Raw genomic sequence first — 21,827 nt, forward strand, 5'->3', positions numbered from 1 at the left:
GTGATTATTTTTATGGAAGGTTTGCCTGGGTCGGGGAAATCGACCAATTCTGGTTTCCTGTACCGCCAATTTGAGAGAAACGGATTGCCTTCAAGTTGGATTCACGAGCTAGAACGGCCGCATTCCGTGTTGTTTTTCCACGAGGCATGCCTGACGAAAGAAGAGTTCCAAAGTTGGCCAGAACGTTTTCAACCCGATCTTCCTCTTCTACACAAGCTTGCGCAATATCGGGAAAACTCGGTCGGGTTCGACTTGCTCGAGATTGAATGGCATTATCTAGACTCTTTATCCGAGCCGACGCTTAATGAACTGCGGCGAAGAGATGTATGGAATTTCACGCTAAAGGAGTACTTGAACATTTCTTTGGAAAAATGGAAACGATTCGTCACAAAAGCGGTTGAGCAGCCCGATCGCATCTACATCTTAGACAGTTGCATCTTTCAGTACCAAGTATTTGCATTTCTATGGGACGATGCGCCAAAACAAGCACTAATGGACTTAGTGAGTTCAATATGGAAGCTCGTAATGCCGCTGCAGCCGAAGTTGATTTATATGTATCGCCATTCCGTCCGGGATGCGATCGAACATTTGCGGCTCGTTCGGGGGGAATCCTTTCTCCAAAGAATGTGGGAGCGGGACCGCGGCAGGCCGTATTATGCGAAACGTACACAATCCATTGAAGCGTATTGCGAGTTTTTACACGATTATCACGAGCTCGCAGTGACACTTTATGAGGATGCGCCGTGCGAGAAACTGGCGGTTGAAGTAACAGAAGGAGATTGGCAAGCCTATGAGGAGCGGATGCTGCGCTTCTTTGATCTTGCGTTCATCCCGGATCCTCCTAAGCTTCTTCCGATCGGCAAGTTCCATAACGAAGACCTGGAATTGTCCATCACAATCGAAAATATCGGAAATGAATACGTATTAGTTGATCCTTTCGGAGCTCAGCGACGACTGTATCCGCGGTCAGATGACGAAGCCTATATCCGGGATTTACCTGTCATTTTGCACGTGGAAAGCAATGATAAAATTATCACAAAAGGATCGCAATTGACAGGTCGTTGGACGGAATCGGGTTTGATTTATAAGAGAGTAAGCATCTAAAGCAAAAATTATTTCGTCCTTTCACCCTTCGTCTACAATACTGCCCCTTACTTCACTGAAACATCAAAAAGGAGCTGTCCTTGCAACAGCTCCACACTATCGTACCCGTTAATTTTAAGAGAGAGAACCCGGCAATACCTCGGCTTAAGACTTCAATCAGCTTTTTAGCCGAGTTTAACCATTCAGGCTTTTCGGACAGGGCACTGGATTTCGGTAATGTATTCATTCTGATCATTTGTCGACCATTCTCCGGCCAAATATAACTCTCGTTGGGGTCCAGCTATCTCGTACCGGTTTTCCTCCAGGCAATTCAACAAGCAATTATATGCGTTATGGAGGGTCTGATAGGGACCTTTATGAACCACGCTTGCCATTTCTTCAACACCTTCAAGGATCTTGACCTTGATACGGTCGGTTTCCGGCAAATCCCCGGATATCGGTTCAATCACCTCTGCATCTACGTATGAATCACTGTTTCCCTCGTGGTAAATCACTATGCAGGGAGGAACGATTTTTACTCCATGCTTTCTAATATGTTCCCCCAAAGCTACCCACAAGTGACCTTGATCGCCATGAGTTGGAATATGTTCCCTGATTGAAGCAACTCGTACCGGTTCAATCTTTTTAATAACACAATCATACTTCACGACATGTCCCTCCTTTTCCATTCTCATATAGCTTTCGATCCGGGAAAGTCTTGATTGATCATCCCTTACTCTTAACAAGATCTCGGAATGCTTTACTTCTAGGAACTTCTGCAGGTGTTTTGAATCCATGTCTGCATGGAGAAGGATAGAGATCTCATCTAAGGAAAAGCCAAGATCCTTCAGGGCCATAATCCGATTAAGTCTGGACATTTGGCTTGCCGTGTAATACCGGTAACCAGTTGAAGAATCGATATGCGCGGGCTGAAACAGTCCTACGCTTTCATAATGCCGTAGAGTTTTCACCGTTACCTTACTCAGCCGTGCAAAGTCACCAATTTTGAACATACTTCTCTCCCCTGCACTCTTATTTCGCGGTCCTCACATGCAGGATAAAGCTTACCCTAACAGGAGAGTCAAGAGTCAATGTAAATTTTTTTATTCAGACAACTGCTTAATTAATCGAGGCAGCCCGTTGGACCCACGGTAGCTGTTAGAACGGCTTTCTAGTTGAGGTCCAAGTCATTGCAGTTAAACGGACATTTTATGAGCCAACACAATGGCATTAACCGCTGATACGGTATCCTTGGCTACCAGCTGTTCATCCAGCTTCAAATGAAGTTGTATGGTAGATACTGGAAGATTATTGGTAGAAATCATGAGCCCCACCTCATGAGATGAAAGCACCTTCGCTTGCATGATTTGCAGCCAGGGGATAACATCCGGTAATGATTTATCCTCCGAAGGGCTGGTTTCCATGCCATCCACCCCAAGAGGTGAATGTCCATCGAAATACTCAATCCTGAACACAGCATTAGAGGGGTGACTATTCCTCTTCAAGGTCGTGGCCGCCTCCAGCCGATGGCGGGAGTTTTTTTTAGGACCGATAATCACATTCCAAAAAACGATAAACAAAGAGGGGATGAGGAAGCCGAGAACCGCCAACCAACCACTGGAGGTCTTGACATAGACGGTAAGACAGAGGGCTGCGGACAGAATCGCAAGCAACCATATGTAGAACTCCTGCCGCCATTTGGGCAGGTGCTTCCTAGATGCTGGAGGAATGGACTGTGCTGGCTGAATTTCCGGAGCTTGCTCCAGCTGAGTTAGCGTACGTTCTTTCCATGGCAAATGTTCCCCATTCAACATATAGATGTTATCGGCTGCTCCCTGCCAGACCTTCTCCTGCGAGGGATGAGGCGACTGCCAGAGGTTAACGCATTCTTGAATGTCTTTCAAATAGAGTGCGGGATCGCCCGTGAACGAGAAATATTGCGAAAGCTCCAGATGAACAACGGCAGCAGAATACCGCTGTACATGGGTCGATAAGGTTTCTAGCCACTCATGCACGGGAGCGGCAAGCGATGGGTAATGCGCCAGCGTGCCGGGTAAGCTCAGGCGCAACTGCGCTGCAGCATCCGCCCATGGAATCTGCCATTGGAATGCCTCGGAAAAGCATTCCCACTCAGGCAGATCCTCCACATCCGGTTGATCCATATGGGGTTGAATCTTGCTCCATGCTAGCAAAAGCTGCCCGCTATAGCGCTGAAACTGCTCTTGGCTGACCAGACAAAACCATACCGGAGCGAGAAAATTGTTTGTCTCGAAAGCTATATTCTCATAATCGACCGAATCTGTATCGGCGTTTGTAATGCTCAAGAATGTCCGGTTTCCCATATAATATCCTTTCCTACTACCTTTGTTTCACATCCAATATCGGTACAGTGTTTTAACATTATCAATTACTTCATACGAGATAAGGTATTAAGATGTTGCGCTAAACTCCCATTACTTCAATAAAATGAAGGAGGAGCCGCCGCTTGGCATGCTCCTCCGTAATCGTATCTGTTAGCTTAATAATGAGAGCGAAATTTAATTATTTTCGATATATTTTTCTGCTTCGTATCCGTCGACAGGGAAATCTTCAACTGTAACCGCATTATAGTAAAATTCACCGATTGAACATTTTAGATTTATTAAAATGTCTCTTGGATTAACTGATTCATCTTCCCATAATTCATCATGGAACACATACCCAACTTTTAGGTTTTCTAAATCCAATACAATTAAATCACCGTTTGACCCCCAACCAACTATTAGCAGCCTTTCAGCAATACACCTTTGATTTGTATCATATAAATTTTCACCAGGTAGTTCATTGACTTGATAAAAGGATACATGTTTGAAACTAATATGCTGGTCAAAAGAAATATAATTGAAGAAATTAATTACTCCTTTCGGAACATTACTATCAACTAAAAAGGAAAGCGCCTTGTCTGACAACTTTACCTTTTTCAGTTCCCTATCAGAGTTAATCTGTCTTAATGCCTTCTTAAACAAATCTAAATCTTTATCCACTTTCTTCCTCCAAACACTATTATTCTGCCCGTTCGTTGAGAAACGGGAGCCGATAGTTCTGGCCGGTTGCCGTTTTGAGTTTTATTGAGAATATGTAACCGATAGCTTAATAGATGATCCCTATACAAGAAGTTTTAGAACTCATCGATCAATGAGATACCCTTTATTATACGCATATAACTATCTTGCAAGAATTCGCGGGTCCAACCGTCTGGCTGACTTAAATCCCAGCTCCGGTGCATACCCACGACAACGATAATTTCGCGTAGTCTGAGGAAAAGCTTTAACAGTTCCTTCCAGTCATCTGGCATTTGACGTCCATCTTCTGTGTAGCCTAACTCAAAATGTTTCATAAAAAGCTCGTATTGCACCTTACGTTCAGACTTCGAATCTTCCCCGAATACATACAGCAAATAATAGAGCTGAATAGCGATGTCTTCGACATACCAACTGTACTGACACTCGTCGAAATCAAAAAGCGTTATTTGCCCTAATTCATCGACTGTGAAGTTTCCTACATTGATATCACCATGAATTAAACCAAAATTATCAGTATTAACAGGCAGGCTAGCTAAATGTTTTTTAAGTTCTTCCAGGGCATGAAGAACTGGTTGAAGCTCTGACGGTAAATAAACTTTTGCTCGTAAGATGTAATCATTAAATTCCCAAGTATGTCTCTCGGCCAATGGTTTGTAAAGTTTGGATAATTCATGAACACAACCAGTTATGCGTCCGCATTGCTCATAAAGCATTGAATTCCCTAGGCATTCTGGATATCCGATTTTACTGCCGGGGGCATGTTTGAAGGAGGTCACGTAGAAGTCCATCTTATTTCCTAGGATACGTTCAAAATCCTTTCCATCAAGCGACGAGACCGGATCTGAAACCGATACCCCTTTCTCCGAAAGATAACGAATCCATTCAATTTCAGCTGCAAGTCCTTCCGAAGTGCGAAGAGTACTTGGGGTGAATCGGAGAATATATTTCATTTCATTTCGATTATAGGAATAAATAAAGTTTTGAAAACCTCCAATGAACGTCAGATCCTTTGGGCTGACCCCAAACCGAGCAGCGCCTTCAGTGACATGTTTGTCCTGGAACATCAATTTTATTTTTGGGTCCATGAGTTCTCCTTGGTAATTGAATCTTGATCGAAAAATATTATTCCTTTCAATAGCAATCATACTAATCCAGCTTTTTACAGTCAATGAAAATGACTGTGTTTTTGCGTAAACTGCCCATTACGTGAGAAACGGCACCCGATCGTTCTGGTCGGCTGCCATCATGTATTTATTGAGCTAATGTACCCGTCAGTGCAACTCCAACTCCATTCTTATACATTCATTTCCATCGTCATCAACATACGTTTCTAATGCAGAAAATCCACGGCTTTCATATAGTCGCCTTGAGCGTTCATTGAAGGTGTAAATACCGTTAATAAGAAGTCTATCTCGCCTCTGAGACTTGGCGTAATCCACTATAAGGTCGAGCACCTTGCCTCCAATGCCCATGGATCGATACTGTCCAATACCAATTTCAATCGGTAAACAATCTGTGCAAAGAGCAACATCGCCAATGCTGAACCAACCATCGGTCGTCTGAACTTCGATAATAAATACCTCGCCTTTGTTCAGAAGGTAGTTATACATTCTTTCAACCTTGTCTGCATCGTATGGAACCGCCCCTGCTCCACCTTCAGAGTAATACAATACCTCTGGGTCTTGATACCAAATAACTGCCGAATTAATGTCATCTGGCAAAACGAGAGGTCGCAAACGCACATCTCCATTCTGAAGCGTCATTTCTCTCACCTTCATTCATGTGCTTTTAAGATTTCTATCGTAACTATGGTTTTATGTTTTTCTTTATCTCTTTTTTTCTTTTTGAATATTGAAATGTTTAATTCTGAAAAAGTGATATGCGAATAAAATTGAAAAAATAATGAATAAAAAAATATATACATAATAAAAACTAAGTTCTTTTCTAAAGGTAAAGTCCATTGTCAAACCTATTAATGCTAAGCCTAAATTCTCTTTGTTGTACTTTTGAAAACGATGTTTGTAAATCCTATAAGTAAATATTATTAATATAAAAAAAGTCCATGAATTTATAAATACAGTTGCTATTATTCAATCCACCCCATCCGTCTTTAATTGATACCATATTATTCCACGTTGAGCATATCCGTTATTTTCAATACAGATATTCGCTCAAATTCCTCAGGTTTCACTCTGCCTTCATCCCAGTGGATCATATTGGCTACTCCTTAACTTGCTTCAAATTACGCACTGCATGGATTGCGACTCGAATGAGCAGGATCGCGCTGATCAATATGCCGGCGTATCCGAAAACGGCCACGATATTCAACTCATCCTGAGTGTTATGTTCGCTTATGCTAAGCAATCCGATGGAGATGCCTCCGAACGCCGTTCCGACGAAAGCCAGCAAAGCCAGTGAAATCCATTTCGTCACGAATGAGGTGTTGGCCTTGTCGGAAAAAAAGCCTACCTTAACGGACATCTCGCCCTTCTCCAGCATCGACCCGAGATGGTCGAGTCGCCGCGGCAGCCTGCGAATAACGGGGAGCTGCTCCAGAAATTCATTCGTCGCCGTTTTCCGCAGATCGCTGTAGTCACTGACAGGAAGGAACTCCGCCGTGTGCTCCCTGGCGAAGCGGCGGGATTCGTCCATTAAGCTGAACAAAGGATTTAATTGCGCCATCGTGCCCTCAAGTGTAATCAGTGAGCGGAACGCGCCCGCAACGTTCGGGTAAAACGAAAATCCGAACTCCCCAATCATCCGAAACAATCCCTGAATGAACGCATCCGAGCTTCCCGCCACGCCATAAGCCGTCTGAACCAGCAGCTGGCTGAGCGCCTGTTCCAAACCTTCTTTTTCGATTTCCTGTTGCGGCTCGACCAGTTGCAGCAGAGCATCCATGATAACATACGTGTTGCGCTGTTCGAATCCGATCAACAACCTCTTCAGGGAGTCCTGCTGCAGCGTTCCGAGTCTCCCGACCGAACCGAAATCCAGCAGCACGGGGGTTCCATCATTCAAAATATAAACGTTGCCGGGATGCGGGTCGGCATGAAAAATTCCCTTGATGAAGATTTGCTCCAACATGCAGTCGAAAATTTGCCGTTGAACCTCCTGACGATCGATGCCGCGTTCATCCAGTATAGCCGTGCCGCTTTTTACGCTAACGCCCTCCATATATTCGATGACGAGAATTTTCGCGTTGCTTAGCTCCGGGTAGACATGGGGGATCTTCACCTTTGTCCGGCTATTGGCCAGAGAAGCTTTCACTTGAGCGAAATTGCGGGCTTCGATGCGAAAATCAGTCTCTTCCTTCATCGCTGCGGAGAATCCCTTGGCCAAATCGAGGAAGCCGATATTTCTAGCCCAGGCAGATTTTTTTGACGCCCAGGCCGCAAAGCGCACTAAGATGTCCAAATCGCGCTGCAGCTTGGAAGTGATATCCGGACGTAGCAGCTTGACGACTACTTCCTTCCCGCCCTCGAGCAGCGTGGCACGATGGACTTGTCCGATCGATGCCGCAGCGAGCGGTTCCATTTCGAATTTTTGGAATATCTCGTCTTTGGGGCGCCCCAGCTCTTTGGTCAATATTTCCTCCACCTGTGCAGTCGTCAAACGGGCGACGTTTTCCTGCAAGTGCGATAGTTCTTCGATAACCGCCGGGGGCAACAGATCCGAGCGCGTCGACAACACCTGACCGAATTTGATAAAGAAACCGCCGCAGTCCTCTAGCATCCTACGAAGCGATACTGCCACCTTTTGATCTGAAGCCGACGATCGTTTGATGGCCAGATTTTTGCCTACGCCATTCTTGAGCGCGATCATCAGCACTTGGACGTATCTTCGCTGTCTTCGCCACCAGGCGGACAGCCTTCTTACCGGGTTTTTCGTATCGGTGAGACGCTCGCCTCGCTCCCCAAGAGGGATAGGGTCGAACATCTCGAACAAGAGATAGAAGAGCAGGGAGACGATGACCATGCTGAGCAGCCATAACCATCCGTCGGCTTCGAAGCTATCCGTATTGCTGCGGTAACGCAAGAATGTGTACCAATACACGGAGGTCGTTACAATGACGCTGGACAGCGATGCCATGACTTGTTTCATAAAGCTGATGTTCGTCCCGATCAATCGGCCGATGATGATGATCATAATAACGGCCAGTAAAATAATTTGAGAATACATCGGTTCACTCCTTTTAGTAAAGGGTTCGCCCTCTTATTATACATAATTTTGGTAGCAGCGACGTAAACAACCCGACACGATTATTGACATTGTTCTCCAAGCATTTGCGTGTAGTGTCACTACGTTGCTATTACCCCAATCAAAGCGAAGTTCCCAGAGCATGAGTTTAACAATCTACTTTGCCCCTGGTGATAGCGACGCTGGTACAACCCCTAAATGCCGCTAACAAGTAAACATATACATCAAAAAAGCAAGTAAAAACCACCCCTAAATCGTCCATTTTCTATCAAGCTTTAGGTAAAGCTTTAAACTAAAGCAATAATATGATTCAAAGAAAACATTGAACTTTTTATGAAAGAACCCTTCGACTAACATAATTGTTTACATAACATTATTATTGGAAACTATATTTCGAACGGGCTGTCGTTCTGAAATTTTGATGCATTATTTATGTATAATTGGAATGACAAAAAAGCCGGATCCGACATCGATACCGGCTGAATTATTTTGTTCCCTGTCCCTCAGCTTACTTTACCCTTAACGGCTGCAGTCGGACTGAAACCTCAGCTTGATCCGGCGTCCAACAGCTCGCTTCCGATCCACGTCAGCAGCCGCGTTTTAGTTGTATATTAAGCTATAATCCCACGTTAGTTAATCTAACGGTCTTAATAAATAAAGAATTTCATTATCTATAATTTTGCCTGTGTTTTCAAATCCTGTCTTCTCGTAAAGCACTTTTGCCACAAGGTTATCAGAATGAAACGACAAGTATATTTCCGGATTATTATATTGAGATCTCATTACGTTGATCACTTGTTGCAATGCCTTCTTACCATAACCTCTTTGCTGGTACCTGTGATCGATCATTAAACGGCAAATTTCATGGAAACCATTCTTTATTGAGTAGCCAAACATAGTAAAACCAACCATTACATCATCACTATATATTGCCTTTATTGTCCAATTTTTTTCAATTTTAGATTGAGCTATCGATACGGTTGGGTCTTCCCCGTAACATTTCATCTCTCCATCCAGTTCATACCCTTTAGGTGAAAGAATTCGATTCATTATGTACTGGATCCACTCTACCGATTTATAAAATTTCTCCTTCTCATTCCATACGATTTTTTCTTGTCGTCAGTTGGAATCCAGCCACACCACAAACTAGGTTGTGGCGCTGGAGGTGAGTTTCTATTTAGAACGGTCTCATCTTTAACGCGAATGTAAACACCCTTCTCCATAGTATGAGACGGTCGATCTGTAAAGTAAAATTCTCCTTCAGTGCCGTATTTCTCAAGAGCATCCTGTTTAGATATATTGTTTATTCGAGCTAGAACTGAAATATCCCGACTAACCCTAATAGTGTTTCCGAGGTTATGGAGCAAATTGAATGTTTATCGACTAATCATTTCTATAAATGATTGTCGTTATCCTGCCCATTACTTCAACAAAGAAAATGGGATCAGCTGCGTAATTTTCAAAAGCAATCTACATAAATTTCTTCCAACTCATTTGATAACCGATTGTTTAATCTAACGAAATTCCATCAAACACAGTTTTCCACAGATGATCGTTTTGACGCCAAATATCGTGCCCTTGCATTTCTAGCAGTGTTACATTGTCCAGACTACATGGGTGCTCAACGATACCCGTAACACCGGTATATTCGACAAGCAGCAGCTTGAATTGATGGCGGACGAACGATGACAGGATGGCATGTAGATCCAGAATCGCATGATCTATCTTACCGGCTCGAACGAACAGAATGTGATCGCAAGTTGAAATCTTCTCCAGAAACCGCCGGATGCGCCTATCCATCTTACTTCTAAATTCGGAGTAGGTGACCAAGTTATCGGGTGTATTAAGCCGTATGGGAAAGTCGTGTACCGAATTTATGTTATATAAGTGATCCTTAAACACATAGTTCCGATGATGAGCATCTATCCCTTCAAACGTCAAATTGGAGCGCTGCATAAACCCGTTAAACCGGTTCCGTAAAAGGTTGTTTACATCTTCTAGCGATGAAGAATTCATCCAATCCAGGACACCGGCATAAGGTCGTAAGTTGTTTTTCTGAAGTTGAATGGCCGGCGAGCAGTTTGACCCAAGGCTGAAAATAGCATCATATCGGCCTTTGAGAGCCTTTAGTTCCATTCCACACTCCTCCATCATTCAGTTAAATCATAATATACGAATCATGGAAAATTCGGTTGGCCTGGAATCTATTATAGAATGGATTTTAATAATCCTTATACTGGTTTAGTTCTTCCAACTGCCTTTTAGATGCAATTGATTATTGCCCATCTAATTCCATTTAAGGAAATCCGTCAGTGATGAGATAAAATTCTTTTCATCAATAAATGACAAGAACTTTATCCCATAAAATCAAAAAGCCGCATTCTATGCGACTTTAATCAGATCATGTTCTTATTACCCGACATTACTGAACCCATAATTATCAGTATTTCAAGCAACATAAATCGAGGAATATGCATGTTTGACATTACTGTCAATACACATAAACTCCTGCCCTACAAACCAGCTTGCCTCCCCCATGAAGATGTGACTCCTGTGCGAAACGCAATTGTCGTTTCGTTCCACCTGTACCTGGATTCGACCAGCTCTTGGCATTTTCAAAATGATGGCTCTTACGCTCACCTTCTCCATGTGAGCAGCAGCTCGAAGTTACATGCTTGTCGTATTCCATATCTGGCGTAGTAACCTTCCATTTCAACCCGCTTTGTCAGATTCGGCAAAGTACCCAATGAGAAATTCGCGAAACTTGCGCGCAGCAAGGGAGAGATACCGTTTTTCGTGCCAAGCGATTTGGAAATTACGCTGGCAGACTGGGAACTCAATGTGCAGTAAATTCAGAGGTGAGTTCGGGCCGCCGCAATTTCCCACAAGCGCAACGCCTAGCCCGGCCCGGACAAGACTTGAAATGGCGGCAGGCTCGTCGACCCGGCAGACAAAGTTGGGCGTGATCCCGACTTCTTGAAAAAACAAATCATTCATTCGCTGAAAAGGAAAACCCTCCTTATACCCGATAAACGGGTCATCCGCAAGCTCGCTCAGGCGGATGCTCTTTCTCCCGGCAAACCGGTGTCCTTGGGGAACAGCTAAATAGATATCTTCCTTCAAGACGGACACTGCGCTAATGTCGGGCCGATCGATCGGCAGCGCCGTAAAGCACATGTCGACCTCGCCCGTCTCCACCAAATGCGTCATTTCTTCCATCGAAGCCTGCGTAATTCGAAAGCTGACTTCCGGATGAATCGCGAGAAATTCGCCCAGCGCATCAGATAACCGGTCCAGTGTCGTTGTCGCGAGGTGAATGCTTCCTTGTTCGAGTCCCGCCAACTCTGACACTTCTTTCCTTCCTTCTTCCAATAGTGCGAGCGCCTTCTCGACTTTGTCCAGGAACGCCTTGCCAAACGTATTCAGGCGAATCCGCCCTCCGTGCCGGTCGAACAACGGAACCCCTACGTCCTCCTCCAATCTTGAAATCGTTTTGCTTAGCGCAGGCTGCGCGATTAACAGCTCCTGTGCCGCCTTCGTCATGTGCTCCATCCGGGCCACCGTTCGAAAATACCGCAACTGCAGCAGCTCCATACGTGTCCCCCTCTCATATACCTGAGTATATACACCTTATGGTTAAAGATATATTTCTGTTTATTTATATGTGATTGTAAAATATAGCAAGTAAGGAAGCAACACGCTTTGCGTAAAAAAATATCGCATTAGCAGTAAGGAGGACTTTACGGCCATGGTTGTCGCAGTTCAGCAGCAAGCCGGCGAAAAATTGATCCGTATTCTGGCCTTCACGCTGATCATTTCCCTCATGAGCGCAACGCTGTTACCCGATCAAAACATTTAAGCCTGCCGAACTGCACGTTGGTAAAAAAACCGCATTGTGAGATCAGCTTATCTCATGGAGCGGTGTATTAATAACTATACGATAAACGAAGTTACAATAGGGATGAACTGGGGAGGATTGCATGATGAGAGCAGCAGCATTTCGCTCAATCGGCGGACCTGAGGTCATGGAGGTCATGTCATTTCCCGAGCCACAGGCCGGTTCGGGGCAAGTCAGGGTCCGGGTGAAAACGGCCGGGGTACAGCATTACGATTGCAGCGTGCGGAACGGTTGGGCTCCGCAGGGCGTCGCCATTCAGATTCCGCAAATTCCGGGCAACGAGTTCGCGGGCATCATCGATCAAGTAGGCGATGGCGTAACCGGCTTTCACATAGGCGGCGAAGTACTCGGCTTCGCACTATTGAATTGTTACGCTGAATATGTGGTCGTGGGCGCAGACCAAATCGTAAGCAAGCCCGGCAGCATGACCTGGGAAGAGGCAGGAGGGCTGACCGGCAACGGCCAGGGCGCCCATATTGCCATGAAAGCCATTGGAGTTGGGCCGGGCGACACCGTATTAATCAATGGCGCGGCCGGATCACTGGGCGCTTTTGCCGTACAACTGGCTAAGGAATGGGGGGCCAAAACCGTCATCGGCACCGCCAGTAAGCAGAACCATGACTACCTTCGTTCGTTAGGCGCTGTTCCGGTGACGTATGAGGAAGGTCTCACTGAGCGAGTAAAGGCGCTTGCGCCGGACGGCGTCGATGCCGCATTCGATACGGCCGGAGGCGAGGGGATTCACGCCGCGGTGAACTTGGTGCAGGACAAAAACCGTATATGCACGTTCTTCGCCTATGGCCTCATCGAGGAACTCGGCCTTCGCGTCGTCCGTGGCCAGCGCTCCGCCGCCCGTCTGGCCGAGCTTGTCGATCTGCACAGCAAGGGCAAGCTGCGTATCCATATCCGGCAGACGTTCCCACTCGAACGGGCCGCGGATGCGCATCGGCTGATCGAAACGAGACACGGCCGAGGCAAGATTGTCCTCACAATCGACTAAGTAGAGTCCATCGAAAATGATTCAACCAAGGATAAACGGCTTCGCCGTGCTTTAAGGACAGGCTCGTTTACCGTTGAATATAAGCACTTGATACGTGAAACATATAAATTCCTTATATTTGAAAAAGTCACCGTAAGGTGACTTTTTAGTTTTTACCAGTCAGGCTTTCGCGGAACAAGCAAATGGACAGTCGAATAGATTCATCTGCGTCCGCTAACTGTTCTCCTGCGCCCCTATCGTATTCGCAAGGTGCAAAAGCCCCTCGAGCATTTCGTCGGTGAACGCCCCCTTGCTGAAAGCGACTAGCGATCGAAGCGGCATTTCTCGGATAAACACGGCCATCATCTCCGAGCTGTGCTTTTCTTGCGAATCGGACAAACCTTGCGTAAATTGGCGAATGATAGGCTCAACCCGAGGATCGGCGATCAAATCCGACAAGGACGACTGGCGGTCGTATTGCCTTGCGATCGAAGTTGTCGAACGGAGAGTTACCGTCTCTTCCAGCAAAATATGCCGAGAGGACTGGCCGATCAGAATATCGAACTCTCCCGTCTCCGCGTGCCAATCTTTAAGTTCTGGATCATAAAAAGCGAACGCCCTCTTATCCAACGTAAAGGCAATTTCTTTGGCTTCCCCGGCATGAAGCTCGACTTTCGCGAATGCCTTCAGTTCCTTCTCCGGCCGAACCAATCGGCTAACCTTGTCCTTTACATACAATTGAATCGTTTCCTTGCCTGTTCGAACGCCGGTATTCCGAACCCAAAGACGCACGGTGAGCGTTTCTAGATCGCTGAAATCTTTCTTATCGAGATACAAATCGCTGTATTCGAACGACGTATAACTTAAGCCGAAGCCGAATGGATAAAGCGGCTCGATATTGCGGCTGTCATAATAGCGGTAGCCGATGAAGAGGCCTTCGCGATATTCGCAGCGATCTCCCTCGCCCGGAAAACCGAGGTATGCCGGAGTGCTTGGCAGATCGACCGGGAACGTTTCCGCAAGCTTGCCGCACGGATTCGCATCTCCGAACAGAATGTCCGCAAGCGCGCCTCCAAAGCCTTGGCCGCCCAAGTAAGCTTCAACGATTCCGCCCGCATGCTTCGCCCAAGGCATCTCCACGGGAGAGCCATTGCATAAAACGACAATGACCCGCTCCTGAACTTGCGCTATGGCGCGGATAATCTCGGCTTGGTTAAAGGGAATCCGCAGATGCTGCCGATCATACGATTCCGATTCGCAGCGCTCGGGCAGGCCAACGATAACGATAACCGCTTCGGCTTCCGCCGCTGCCGCTCTCGCCTCCTCTTCCAATGCCTTGTTGATTGCCTCGTTGTCCAGATCGTAGCCTTGCGCGTAGACAAGCTCGCTGCCTTCGCCCAGTTTGTCGGTTACTGCGGCTGCCACATCATCCACTTGCGTCGGCTTCATATGCGAACTTCCGCCGCCCTGAATTTTCGGCGAACGGACCATTGCTCCTATAAGCGCGATCTTACGCTTCGTCTTGGACAACGGAAGCAGGTTCGCCTCGTTCTTAAGGAGCACCATGCTTTCCGCCGCGGCCTTCCGGGCAAGATTATGATGACGCTCATAATCGCAATCGATCGGCTGCCCGGAACGCTTCGCGGAGAGCAAAGCTAATTGCAGCACCCGCTCGACGGCATGGTCCAGCGCTTCTTCGGTCAATGCCCCGCTTTGCACCGCTTTGATTATGCTTGCAGGACCGTAGCCTTCGCTCGAAGGCATCTCCAAATCAAGCCCGGTCCGAATTCCTTCCGACAGCACGTTCACCGCTCCCCAATCGGAGACGACCGCGCCTTCAAACCCCCATTCCTGCTTCAGAATTTGATTCAACAAATGCGGATGCTCCGAGCAATAAGCGCCATTGACCCGATTGTAGGCGCTCATGATCGTCCATGGCTGACTGCCCTTGACGGCAATCTCGAAGGCGTTCAAGTATAGCTCCCGCAGCGCTCTCTCTTCTACGACAGCATCGGTCGTCATCCGCCGCTCTTCCTTATTGTTGCAAGCATAATGCTTCAACGAGGTGCCAACGTTTTGGCTCTGAACGCCGTTAATGTAAGCTTTGGCCATCTCCCCCGACAAATAGGGATCCTCCGAGAAATATTCGAAGTTTCTCCCGTTTAGGGGAGAGCGTTTCAGGTTCACGCCAGGCCCGAGCAAAATATCCACTCCCGCCGCATGACACTCCTTCCCGAGCGCAACGCCGATTTCCGTCAGCAGTTCCCGGTCCCAGGATGACGCCAGCGCCGACGCCGATGGAAAGCAAGTGGCCGGAGCGCTGTCACTCACATCGAAGTTGACTTCAAATTCGTCAAGCTTCCTTAACCCGTGGGGGCCGTTCATCATGACGATGGACGGGATGCCCAATCTTTCCAGCGCGTTCGTTCTCCAATAATCCTTGCCCGAGCACAAGCTCGCCTTCTCTTCCAAGGTCATGAGGGAAAGCCATTCCTTTACTTTTGTAAGCTCCATCCGTCTGTTCCTCCTCGCTCCTGCCTATCCTTTAACCGCGCCGATCGTTATGCCTTTAATGAGATATTTTTGAAAGAAGGGATACATGGCGATAATCGGCAGTACGCCGACTACGGCGATCGCCATCTTTACGGTCGTGCTGGGCAAATTCGCCCCTGCCTCGCCTAATTGCGCGCTGAACTTGCTTTCCGTCAGAAACTGAATGTCCGTCAGCATTCGATTCAGAATGTTCTGAATACTGAATAGCTTAGAATTCGTCACGTAGATCATGCCGTTAAACCAGTCGTTCCAGTAGATGATCGCCTGAATCAGGCCTACGGTGGCCACGATCGGCATCGACAGCGGCAATATGATTCTCCAGAAAATTTTGAACTCTCCAGCTCCGTCTATTTGCGCCGCTTCGATTAAGGCCGGAGGGATCGTCGTCATGAAAAAGGTCCGCATCAGCAGCACGTTAAAGCCGTTCATCAGCAATCCGGGCACGATAAGCGCCAGAATCGTATTTTTAATATGGAATAATTGCACATAGATCAAATAGGTCGGGGTCAACCCGCCATTGAACAGCAAGGTGAAAAAAACGAAAAATGCGATTGCCCCGCGCCATGGAACGCCTTGTCTGGACATCGGGTAAGCGAGCATCGCGGTCATGAGCAAGCTTGCCGCCGTGCCGAAAATCGTTACAAACACCGTTACGCCATATGCCCGCGCGAGTTGGTCGGAATGATTCCATAAGTAACGGTAAGCATCCAGCCCCAGTTGATCGGGAAAAAAGGTGTAGCCCTGCCGCAGGATCGAGCTTTCATCCGATACGGATGAGATGACAAGCAGCAGGAAGGGCAGCACGCAGGCCGCCGCTAGGGCAAGCATCGGAAGATGAAGCCAAAACTGTTTTCCCCTGTCGATCGTATTCATGCTTCTCCACTCCAGTCCCGGACCTTAGAACAATGCGCTGTCCTTGTTGAATTTGCGTACCGCATAGTTCGATAGAATCACCAGCACGAAACCGACGATGGACTGGTACAGTCCTGCGGCGGAAGACATCCCGATATCTCCGAGATTCATAAGAGCCCGGTAGACATAGGTGTCGATGACTTGAGTCGTATCGTTAAGCGCTCCCGAGCCTAGCGGAACTTGATAGAACAGGCCGAAATCCGAATAGAAAATTTTGCCGATAGCGAGCAAGGTCATCATAATGATGATCGGGGACAGCAGAGGCAGCGTAATGCTGCGGATTTGCTGCCATTTGGAGGCACCGTCCAGCTTGGCCGCCTCGTAATATTCCGGATCGATCCCGATAATCGCCGCCAAGTAAATGACGCACAGGAAGCCTGCCCCCTTCCACATGCTGATGATCGTCAGGATGAACGGCCAATACTGCGATTCGCTGTACCACGAAATCTCCTCTATACCGAGAAACGGAAGCACGGTCTTGTTCATGAAGCCGGTATCCATGCTCAGCAAAGAGTAGGCCAAATAGCTGACGATAACCATCGAGATGAGATGAGGCAGCAACAGCACGCTCTGATAAAATCTCGACATGAATCGGCTGCGAATTTCATTAAGCGCAATCGCGATGCCGACGGCAAACGCCGTGTTAAGAATGATAAAAGTAAAATTATAAAGGATCGTGTTTCTTGTGATGATGTAGGCATCCTGCGTCTTGAACAAATATTCGAAGTTTCTAAAACCGACCCAATCGCTGCCGAGCAGTCCCTTCGCAAAATTGTAATCCTTGAAGGCGATAAGCAGCCCGAACATCGGCAAGTAGTTGTTGATTAGCAAATAGGTCAAGCCCGGTAACATCATGAGCAGCAAAACACTGTATTTGCGTATTCCGTTCTTCCGGCGGAGCCGATAGGTTTGTTCCATATTACTCCCCGCTTCCCTCGCTTATCGTTGATGGCCTAAGAAGCCTAACTGGGCCGAGCAGACCGGAGGGCTCCTGCTGAACGAACTTGGAGAACCAATCCTGCTGATCTTTGACTAACGTATTCGTTACCTCGACGGTTAACACGTTCGCCCCCTGCTGCCAAAACTCCGAAATATCCCAGACATAGGGAGCGCACAACCGGACTCCGGCTTCCCGTCCGTTTATCCAAACCTGCGCGGTCTCGTATACCCGGCCCAAATCAAGCCAGACGGAGCCGGCCGCTTCTTCGTCCCGCACTTGGCATTCGTACTTCATCGTGCCGGAAAATCTCGGCAGCAAATCGCGAGCGCTTATGTTCCGCAAGCTCGTTAATGTCCCCCAAGGCTTGAATTCAGGGTAGTCCTGTGCCGAGGCCAACGAAACATGCCACTCCGTCGGCTCAATCAGACGGCTTGCCGTTTTCGTCGCTGGTGCCGTCTTCCCCTGACCAATCGGATAATCCGCCTCGTCGCCGGGCGGAATGCGCAGCAAGACGGCCGATTCATAAGCTCTGAGCGTGAGATCATGAGCATAATTCCGTCCTTCCCCGATCCGTTCCAACGTATTGCCGAAGGCGTCGTAGCGCAGCCATACTCCATCGCCCGGAAGAATGACGCGAGTATTCAACGTCTCTTCGGGATGCTCGTTGAACAGCATGACGGTTTCCAAACGGTCATGACGATACTGGTACACTCGAAGATAAGGCTGTCTTTCGCTTGCCTCCAGCTCGTACATGCCCCAATCTCGCAATGTTTCTGAAAGACTAAACAGAGGCACGACCGCGACATTGGCCTGAGCTTCCAATCTCCTCAACGGCTCCGCATAGGGCACAGCTTGGCTAGCCCGTTGTGGCAGCGAGTCGACAAAGACGACCTGCAAGCCTGATTCCGCCAATTCGGACAGCTTCGCGATCAATTCAATCGGCAACGCTTCTGCACACGGAACGATTAAGCAGCGATACCTTTCTTCGTGAACGGCAAGCTCTCCTCGAATAACGCTTGAACGAAGCAACCTATCCGCCGGCAGAACGTCGCAATCAATTTGACGCTGCATGAGCTGCTTGACGGGCTCTTGGAACAGCATGGATTCCCCGGACCATTCCGCTTCCGCATGATACAATACTCCCGCAGTCGCCACGTGCTGACCGTCGTTCAATAAATGGCAAAGCCGGTTTGTATAGGCGTTGAGCAGCCCGTAATATCTGAACTGCGGATTGTATCCCCTTGCATAGAAGTGCGGTGGACAGTCCCAATCGGGAAATTCCTTCTGGGAAAAAGCATGGGGCACGAAATGGTTAACGCCTCTGACAAGCATATGATCGGTCAGCCATTTCATCAGCTTCAAGCCTTCCGCCCAGCCGTACGCCCCGAAAATCTCGCAAAACGTCCGCCCCCGCTTCCGGGGATCGATATGTCCGAGCGATACCGCCAGCTTTGTCATACCATAGTGGAAAAAGACGCTGTCCGTCTCTCCGCCCATCCAGGAAAAGGACATTTCATCGAAGCCGGGCACAATCTGCCACAGCACAACGTCAAGGCCCGACATATCTTGGCCCTCCAGCGCGCGGAAGAAATGTCCGGCCCCGCAGCCGAGTCTGGCGTGGACGTTGTTGTCCTCCATGAGGTGGCCGATGTAGGCGACGCCGCGCTCTTGGCACCAGCGTCCGATCCGGCCGCTAAAATGTTCCGCATACAGCTTGCTGACGACATTCATGTAGGCATATCGGACCGCGAACGTATGCGGACCGCCTTCGTGCCACAGCAAGGGCAGATGCCGGCGAAGATTCGGGCCGTATTCCGCCTCGAGCAGATCAAGGAGATCGTCTCTCCACGGCAAAGCCATTTTGGCGTCGCCCAGCCCCGAAGCATAATCATAGGAAGATTTGCTGTTGTAGAAGCCCGGCTCGTCGGAGAAAAAGCCGGCGAACGCAGCGCCGAAATCGTCTTTATAGCGTTCATAATAGGCTTCATAAATCGTGTCGATCAAAATTTGCGTCGATTCCGGAACGATTGGGTTCAAATAATCTTTCCTGCGCTCGTCTCCCCCTTCACGAGTGACGACGAACAAACAAATCGTCCAAAAACCTTCAGGCACGGGCCAATACAGCACGCCATCCTGTACGGAGGCTTCAAGGTCGATGGGAAGGAACTCGCCGTCCAGCTTTCCTGTGGCCGGATCACGTCTGGCGGCAGCGGCACCTATAGGCCTTGCTCCATCCAGAACGGACCAAGGACGAAGCAGGAAGGAGGCTTCGGGATCCGGGCCTCTCGCATCGATTCGCCGCTCCGATAGAAACTGACGCTGATGGTCCGGCGGCGCTTCCTTCACCTTGCCTGCGGCATGGCCGGTCGGAAAGTGATCGTCGTCGAACACCCAAATCTGCATGCCGTAAGTCCGTGCCTCGTCCATAATAATGTCCATGTCTCTCCACCACTTCGGACCAAGCATGTCGGGATGGGGCCTGGACTCGACGCATACCGCTCTTATCCCCGCTTCCCTTATGCGCGCAAGCTCCTCGCGGATGACGGCTTCCTCTTCTCCGCGCTGCCAGAGGAACGGGAGAATATAGTTCCGTTCCTCGCCGCCGAGCAATTCCTGCAATTTGCTATTGCCGCTCATCGCTGACCCCCGGCTTTAGCCCATGCATCCAACTGGCGCTGCTTCTCCGCAATCACTTTATCCAGACCCGCGGCTTTCAGCTTTTGATTCAATTGAGGAAGCACTTTATCCGGGTCGACGGAGCCGGTCTCCAGCACGAGGTAGTATTGCGCGATGACGTTGGAAACCGCGGCGATTTCCGTCTTCACGGACTCGGTGTCCATCGTAAAGCCCATCGCTTTCGACTTGACCGCTTGATCGTTGAATTCCTTCATTTTCTGCCAAATATTAGGGTCTTCCCCCTCAAACACATAAGCGAGAAATTGATTGCCGAACAGCCAGCTCATATTCAAGTTATAGCCGTTCGTCAGCATCGTTACGCCTTCCGGGTACTTGATCACATTGTCGGACACTTTGACGTAATGCTTACCTTCAATGCCCCAATCCAGCAAATTTACGAGCTCCGCATTTCCGTACATCAAGTCCAAAAACTTCATCGATGCTTCCGGATTGTCCGCTTCTCTAGGAATGCCCCACATAATGTTCAGAACATGATCCGTCATCGATACCGGAGCCGATAGCTCTGCGCTAACCATCTCCTTGCCGATCGAGCGGGATTCCTGCGCATCAAAGCCAGGCTTCAGCTTCGAGAGGTAGCCGAAGGCACGATCTGCCTTCATTAATTCGATCTGGCTCGACTTGTTCGTAGAAGCATCCTTCAGCAAGTAACCCGCCTCATACCAGCTTCTCATCCGTTTCAAAAGCTCGGCATACTCCGGCGACTCATAGCTGTTGACTAGCTGCAAGCCGTTGTCGTAGCCAGGGAGAACGCCTATTCCATTGCCTATCCCGTCGTGCCAGCTATAGCTCGTTAAGAAAGAAAACCCCGCACCGCTTGGAATTAATGGCGTTATCCCCGGTTCTTTATCTTTAATGATCTTAAGCGCGGCTTCTACGTCGTCCAAGGATTTGATTTTGCCTGCATCGATGCCGTACTTGTCTGCAAGGTCTTTGCGCATCGTGAAACCGTTGGCGGTCGCCAGATCTCTTACTGGCGTTACGCCGTAGATATGGCCGTCCACCTTGCTTGCGTTCAAATATACGGGATCAAGCGCCTTGCGAATATTGCTCCCATGCTTGTCGAGCAGTTCGTCCAGCGGAAGCAATTGTCCTCGGGATACTTGGGAGCTAAACCCGAACGGCGAACCCACAACGATCAGATCCAGCTTCTCGCTGCTCGTCAGCATCAGATTGACCTGCTGGGCGTATGCTCCATAATTGATCGGCATCAAATTGACGGACACATTGATTTTGGCTGTTGTGATTTTGTTGATTTCAGCTTCTACCGCCTTCAGATCGGGCGGCGTTCCCGTTACGCTCAGAAAGGCGACGTTCAGCTCGTCGATTTTCTGCGGCTGGCCGCCTGAAGGAGCTTCCGTCCCGGAAGTGTTCCCCGGCTTCCCCGATTCGCCTGAGCCTCCATTGGAACCGCATGCCGACAACAATAGCAATACGATTCCTAAACTTGCGGACAACCATGCCTTCTTGCTCATTGTATTTCCCCCTCGCTTGGTCATTTGGCTT

General features: G+C 48.4%; 16 protein-coding genes. 2 read left to right on the forward strand and 14 right to left on the reverse strand.

Annotated features, from left to right (window positions below; all coding sequences use genetic code 11):
* A complete protein-coding gene (locus tag DQG23_RS33000) occupies positions 1-1,104 on the forward strand; it encodes a P-loop NTPase family protein (RefSeq protein WP_113035294.1) in 1,104 nt (367 codons plus the stop codon).
* 182 nt (positions 1,105-1,286) lie between these two features.
* On the opposite strand, the gene DQG23_RS33005 is transcribed toward DQG23_RS33000, so the two are convergent.
* From DQG23_RS33005 to DQG23_RS33045, 9 genes are all read right to left on the reverse strand, one after another.
* On the reverse strand, positions 1,287-2,096 hold the full coding sequence (locus DQG23_RS33005) for a MerR family transcriptional regulator (protein WP_113035295.1): 810 nt from the start codon (positions 2,094-2,096) through the stop codon (positions 1,287-1,289).
* Positions 2,097-2,279: 183 nt separating this feature from the next.
* Entirely contained in the window at positions 2,280-3,425 is a 1,146-nt protein-coding gene (locus tag DQG23_RS33010) for a hypothetical protein (protein WP_113035296.1), read from the reverse strand.
* Positions 3,426-3,620: 195 nt separating this feature from the next.
* Complete coding sequence (locus DQG23_RS33015; RefSeq protein WP_113035297.1) at positions 3,621-4,106, reverse strand: hypothetical protein; 486 nt, start codon at positions 4,104-4,106, stop codon at positions 3,621-3,623.
* 134 nt (positions 4,107-4,240) lie between these two features.
* A complete protein-coding gene (locus DQG23_RS33020; RefSeq protein WP_158560812.1) occupies positions 4,241-5,230 on the reverse strand; it encodes a phosphotransferase enzyme family protein in 990 nt (329 codons plus the stop codon).
* A gap of 186 nt (positions 5,231-5,416) precedes the next feature.
* Positions 5,417-5,908: a GNAT family N-acetyltransferase gene (locus tag DQG23_RS33025; RefSeq protein WP_158560813.1), complete on the reverse strand. Its 492-nt coding sequence runs from the start codon at positions 5,906-5,908 to the stop codon at positions 5,417-5,419.
* Positions 5,909-6,365: 457 nt separating this feature from the next.
* Positions 6,366-8,327 carry an ABC1 kinase family protein gene (locus DQG23_RS33030; protein ID WP_113035300.1) on the reverse strand — a complete coding sequence of 654 codons (1,962 nt, stop codon included), beginning with the start codon at positions 8,325-8,327 and terminating at the stop codon, positions 6,366-6,368.
* 651 nt (positions 8,328-8,978) lie between these two features.
* Positions 8,979-9,395 (reverse strand): GNAT family N-acetyltransferase, encoded by a 417-nt coding sequence (locus tag DQG23_RS33035; RefSeq protein WP_113035301.1) that lies wholly within the window; start codon positions 9,393-9,395, stop codon positions 8,979-8,981.
* A 459-nt stretch (positions 9,396-9,854) separates the two neighbouring features.
* The gene (locus DQG23_RS33040; RefSeq protein WP_113035302.1) at positions 9,855-10,481 is read right to left on the reverse strand and encodes a DUF1796 family putative cysteine peptidase; all 627 of its coding nucleotides are present in this window, start codon (positions 10,479-10,481) and stop codon (positions 9,855-9,857) included.
* Between the two features lie 576 nt (positions 10,482-11,057).
* Positions 11,058-11,939: a LysR family transcriptional regulator gene (locus DQG23_RS33045; RefSeq protein ID WP_113035303.1), complete on the reverse strand. Its 882-nt coding sequence runs from the start codon at positions 11,937-11,939 to the stop codon at positions 11,058-11,060.
* Between the two features lie 389 nt (positions 11,940-12,328).
* On the opposite strand from DQG23_RS33045, the gene DQG23_RS33050 reads away from it, so the two are divergent.
* Positions 12,329-13,243, forward strand: coding sequence for an NADP-dependent oxidoreductase (locus DQG23_RS33050; protein WP_113035304.1), 915 nt, complete (start codon positions 12,329-12,331; stop codon positions 13,241-13,243).
* A gap of 213 nt (positions 13,244-13,456) precedes the next feature.
* On the opposite strand, the gene DQG23_RS33055 is transcribed toward DQG23_RS33050, so the two are convergent.
* Genes DQG23_RS33055 through DQG23_RS33075 form a run of 5 tightly spaced genes read right to left on the reverse strand, consistent with a single transcriptional unit; the run spans position 13,457 to position 21,796 of the window.
* On the reverse strand, positions 13,457-15,736 hold the full coding sequence (locus DQG23_RS33055; protein ID WP_113035305.1) for a glycoside hydrolase family 3 C-terminal domain-containing protein: 2,280 nt from the start codon (positions 15,734-15,736) through the stop codon (positions 13,457-13,459).
* 24 nt (positions 15,737-15,760) lie between these two features.
* Positions 15,761-16,648, reverse strand: a complete 888-nt coding sequence (locus tag DQG23_RS33060) for a carbohydrate ABC transporter permease (RefSeq protein WP_113035306.1) — start codon at positions 16,646-16,648, stop codon at positions 15,761-15,763.
* Positions 16,649-16,672: 24 nt separating this feature from the next.
* Positions 16,673-17,605 carry an ABC transporter permease gene (locus tag DQG23_RS33065; RefSeq protein WP_113035307.1) on the reverse strand — a complete coding sequence of 311 codons (933 nt, stop codon included), beginning with the start codon at positions 17,603-17,605 and terminating at the stop codon, positions 16,673-16,675.
* A gap of 1 nt (position 17,606) precedes the next feature.
* Positions 17,607-20,264: a glycosylhydrolase-like jelly roll fold domain-containing protein gene (locus DQG23_RS33070; protein WP_113035308.1), complete on the reverse strand. Its 2,658-nt coding sequence runs from the start codon at positions 20,262-20,264 to the stop codon at positions 17,607-17,609.
* Positions 20,261-21,796 (reverse strand): ABC transporter substrate-binding protein, encoded by a 1,536-nt coding sequence (locus DQG23_RS33075; protein ID WP_113035309.1) that lies wholly within the window; start codon positions 21,794-21,796, stop codon positions 20,261-20,263. Before DQG23_RS33075 ends, DQG23_RS33070 begins: the two co-directional genes overlap by 4 nt.
* Between the last annotated feature and the right edge of the window lie 31 nt (positions 21,797-21,827).

Origin of the sequence: Paenibacillus contaminans, from assembly GCF_003285015.1 — a bacterium.
In the GTDB taxonomy this organism is placed as follows: Bacteria; Bacillota; Bacilli; order Paenibacillales; family NBRC-103111; genus Paenibacillus_V; species Paenibacillus_V contaminans.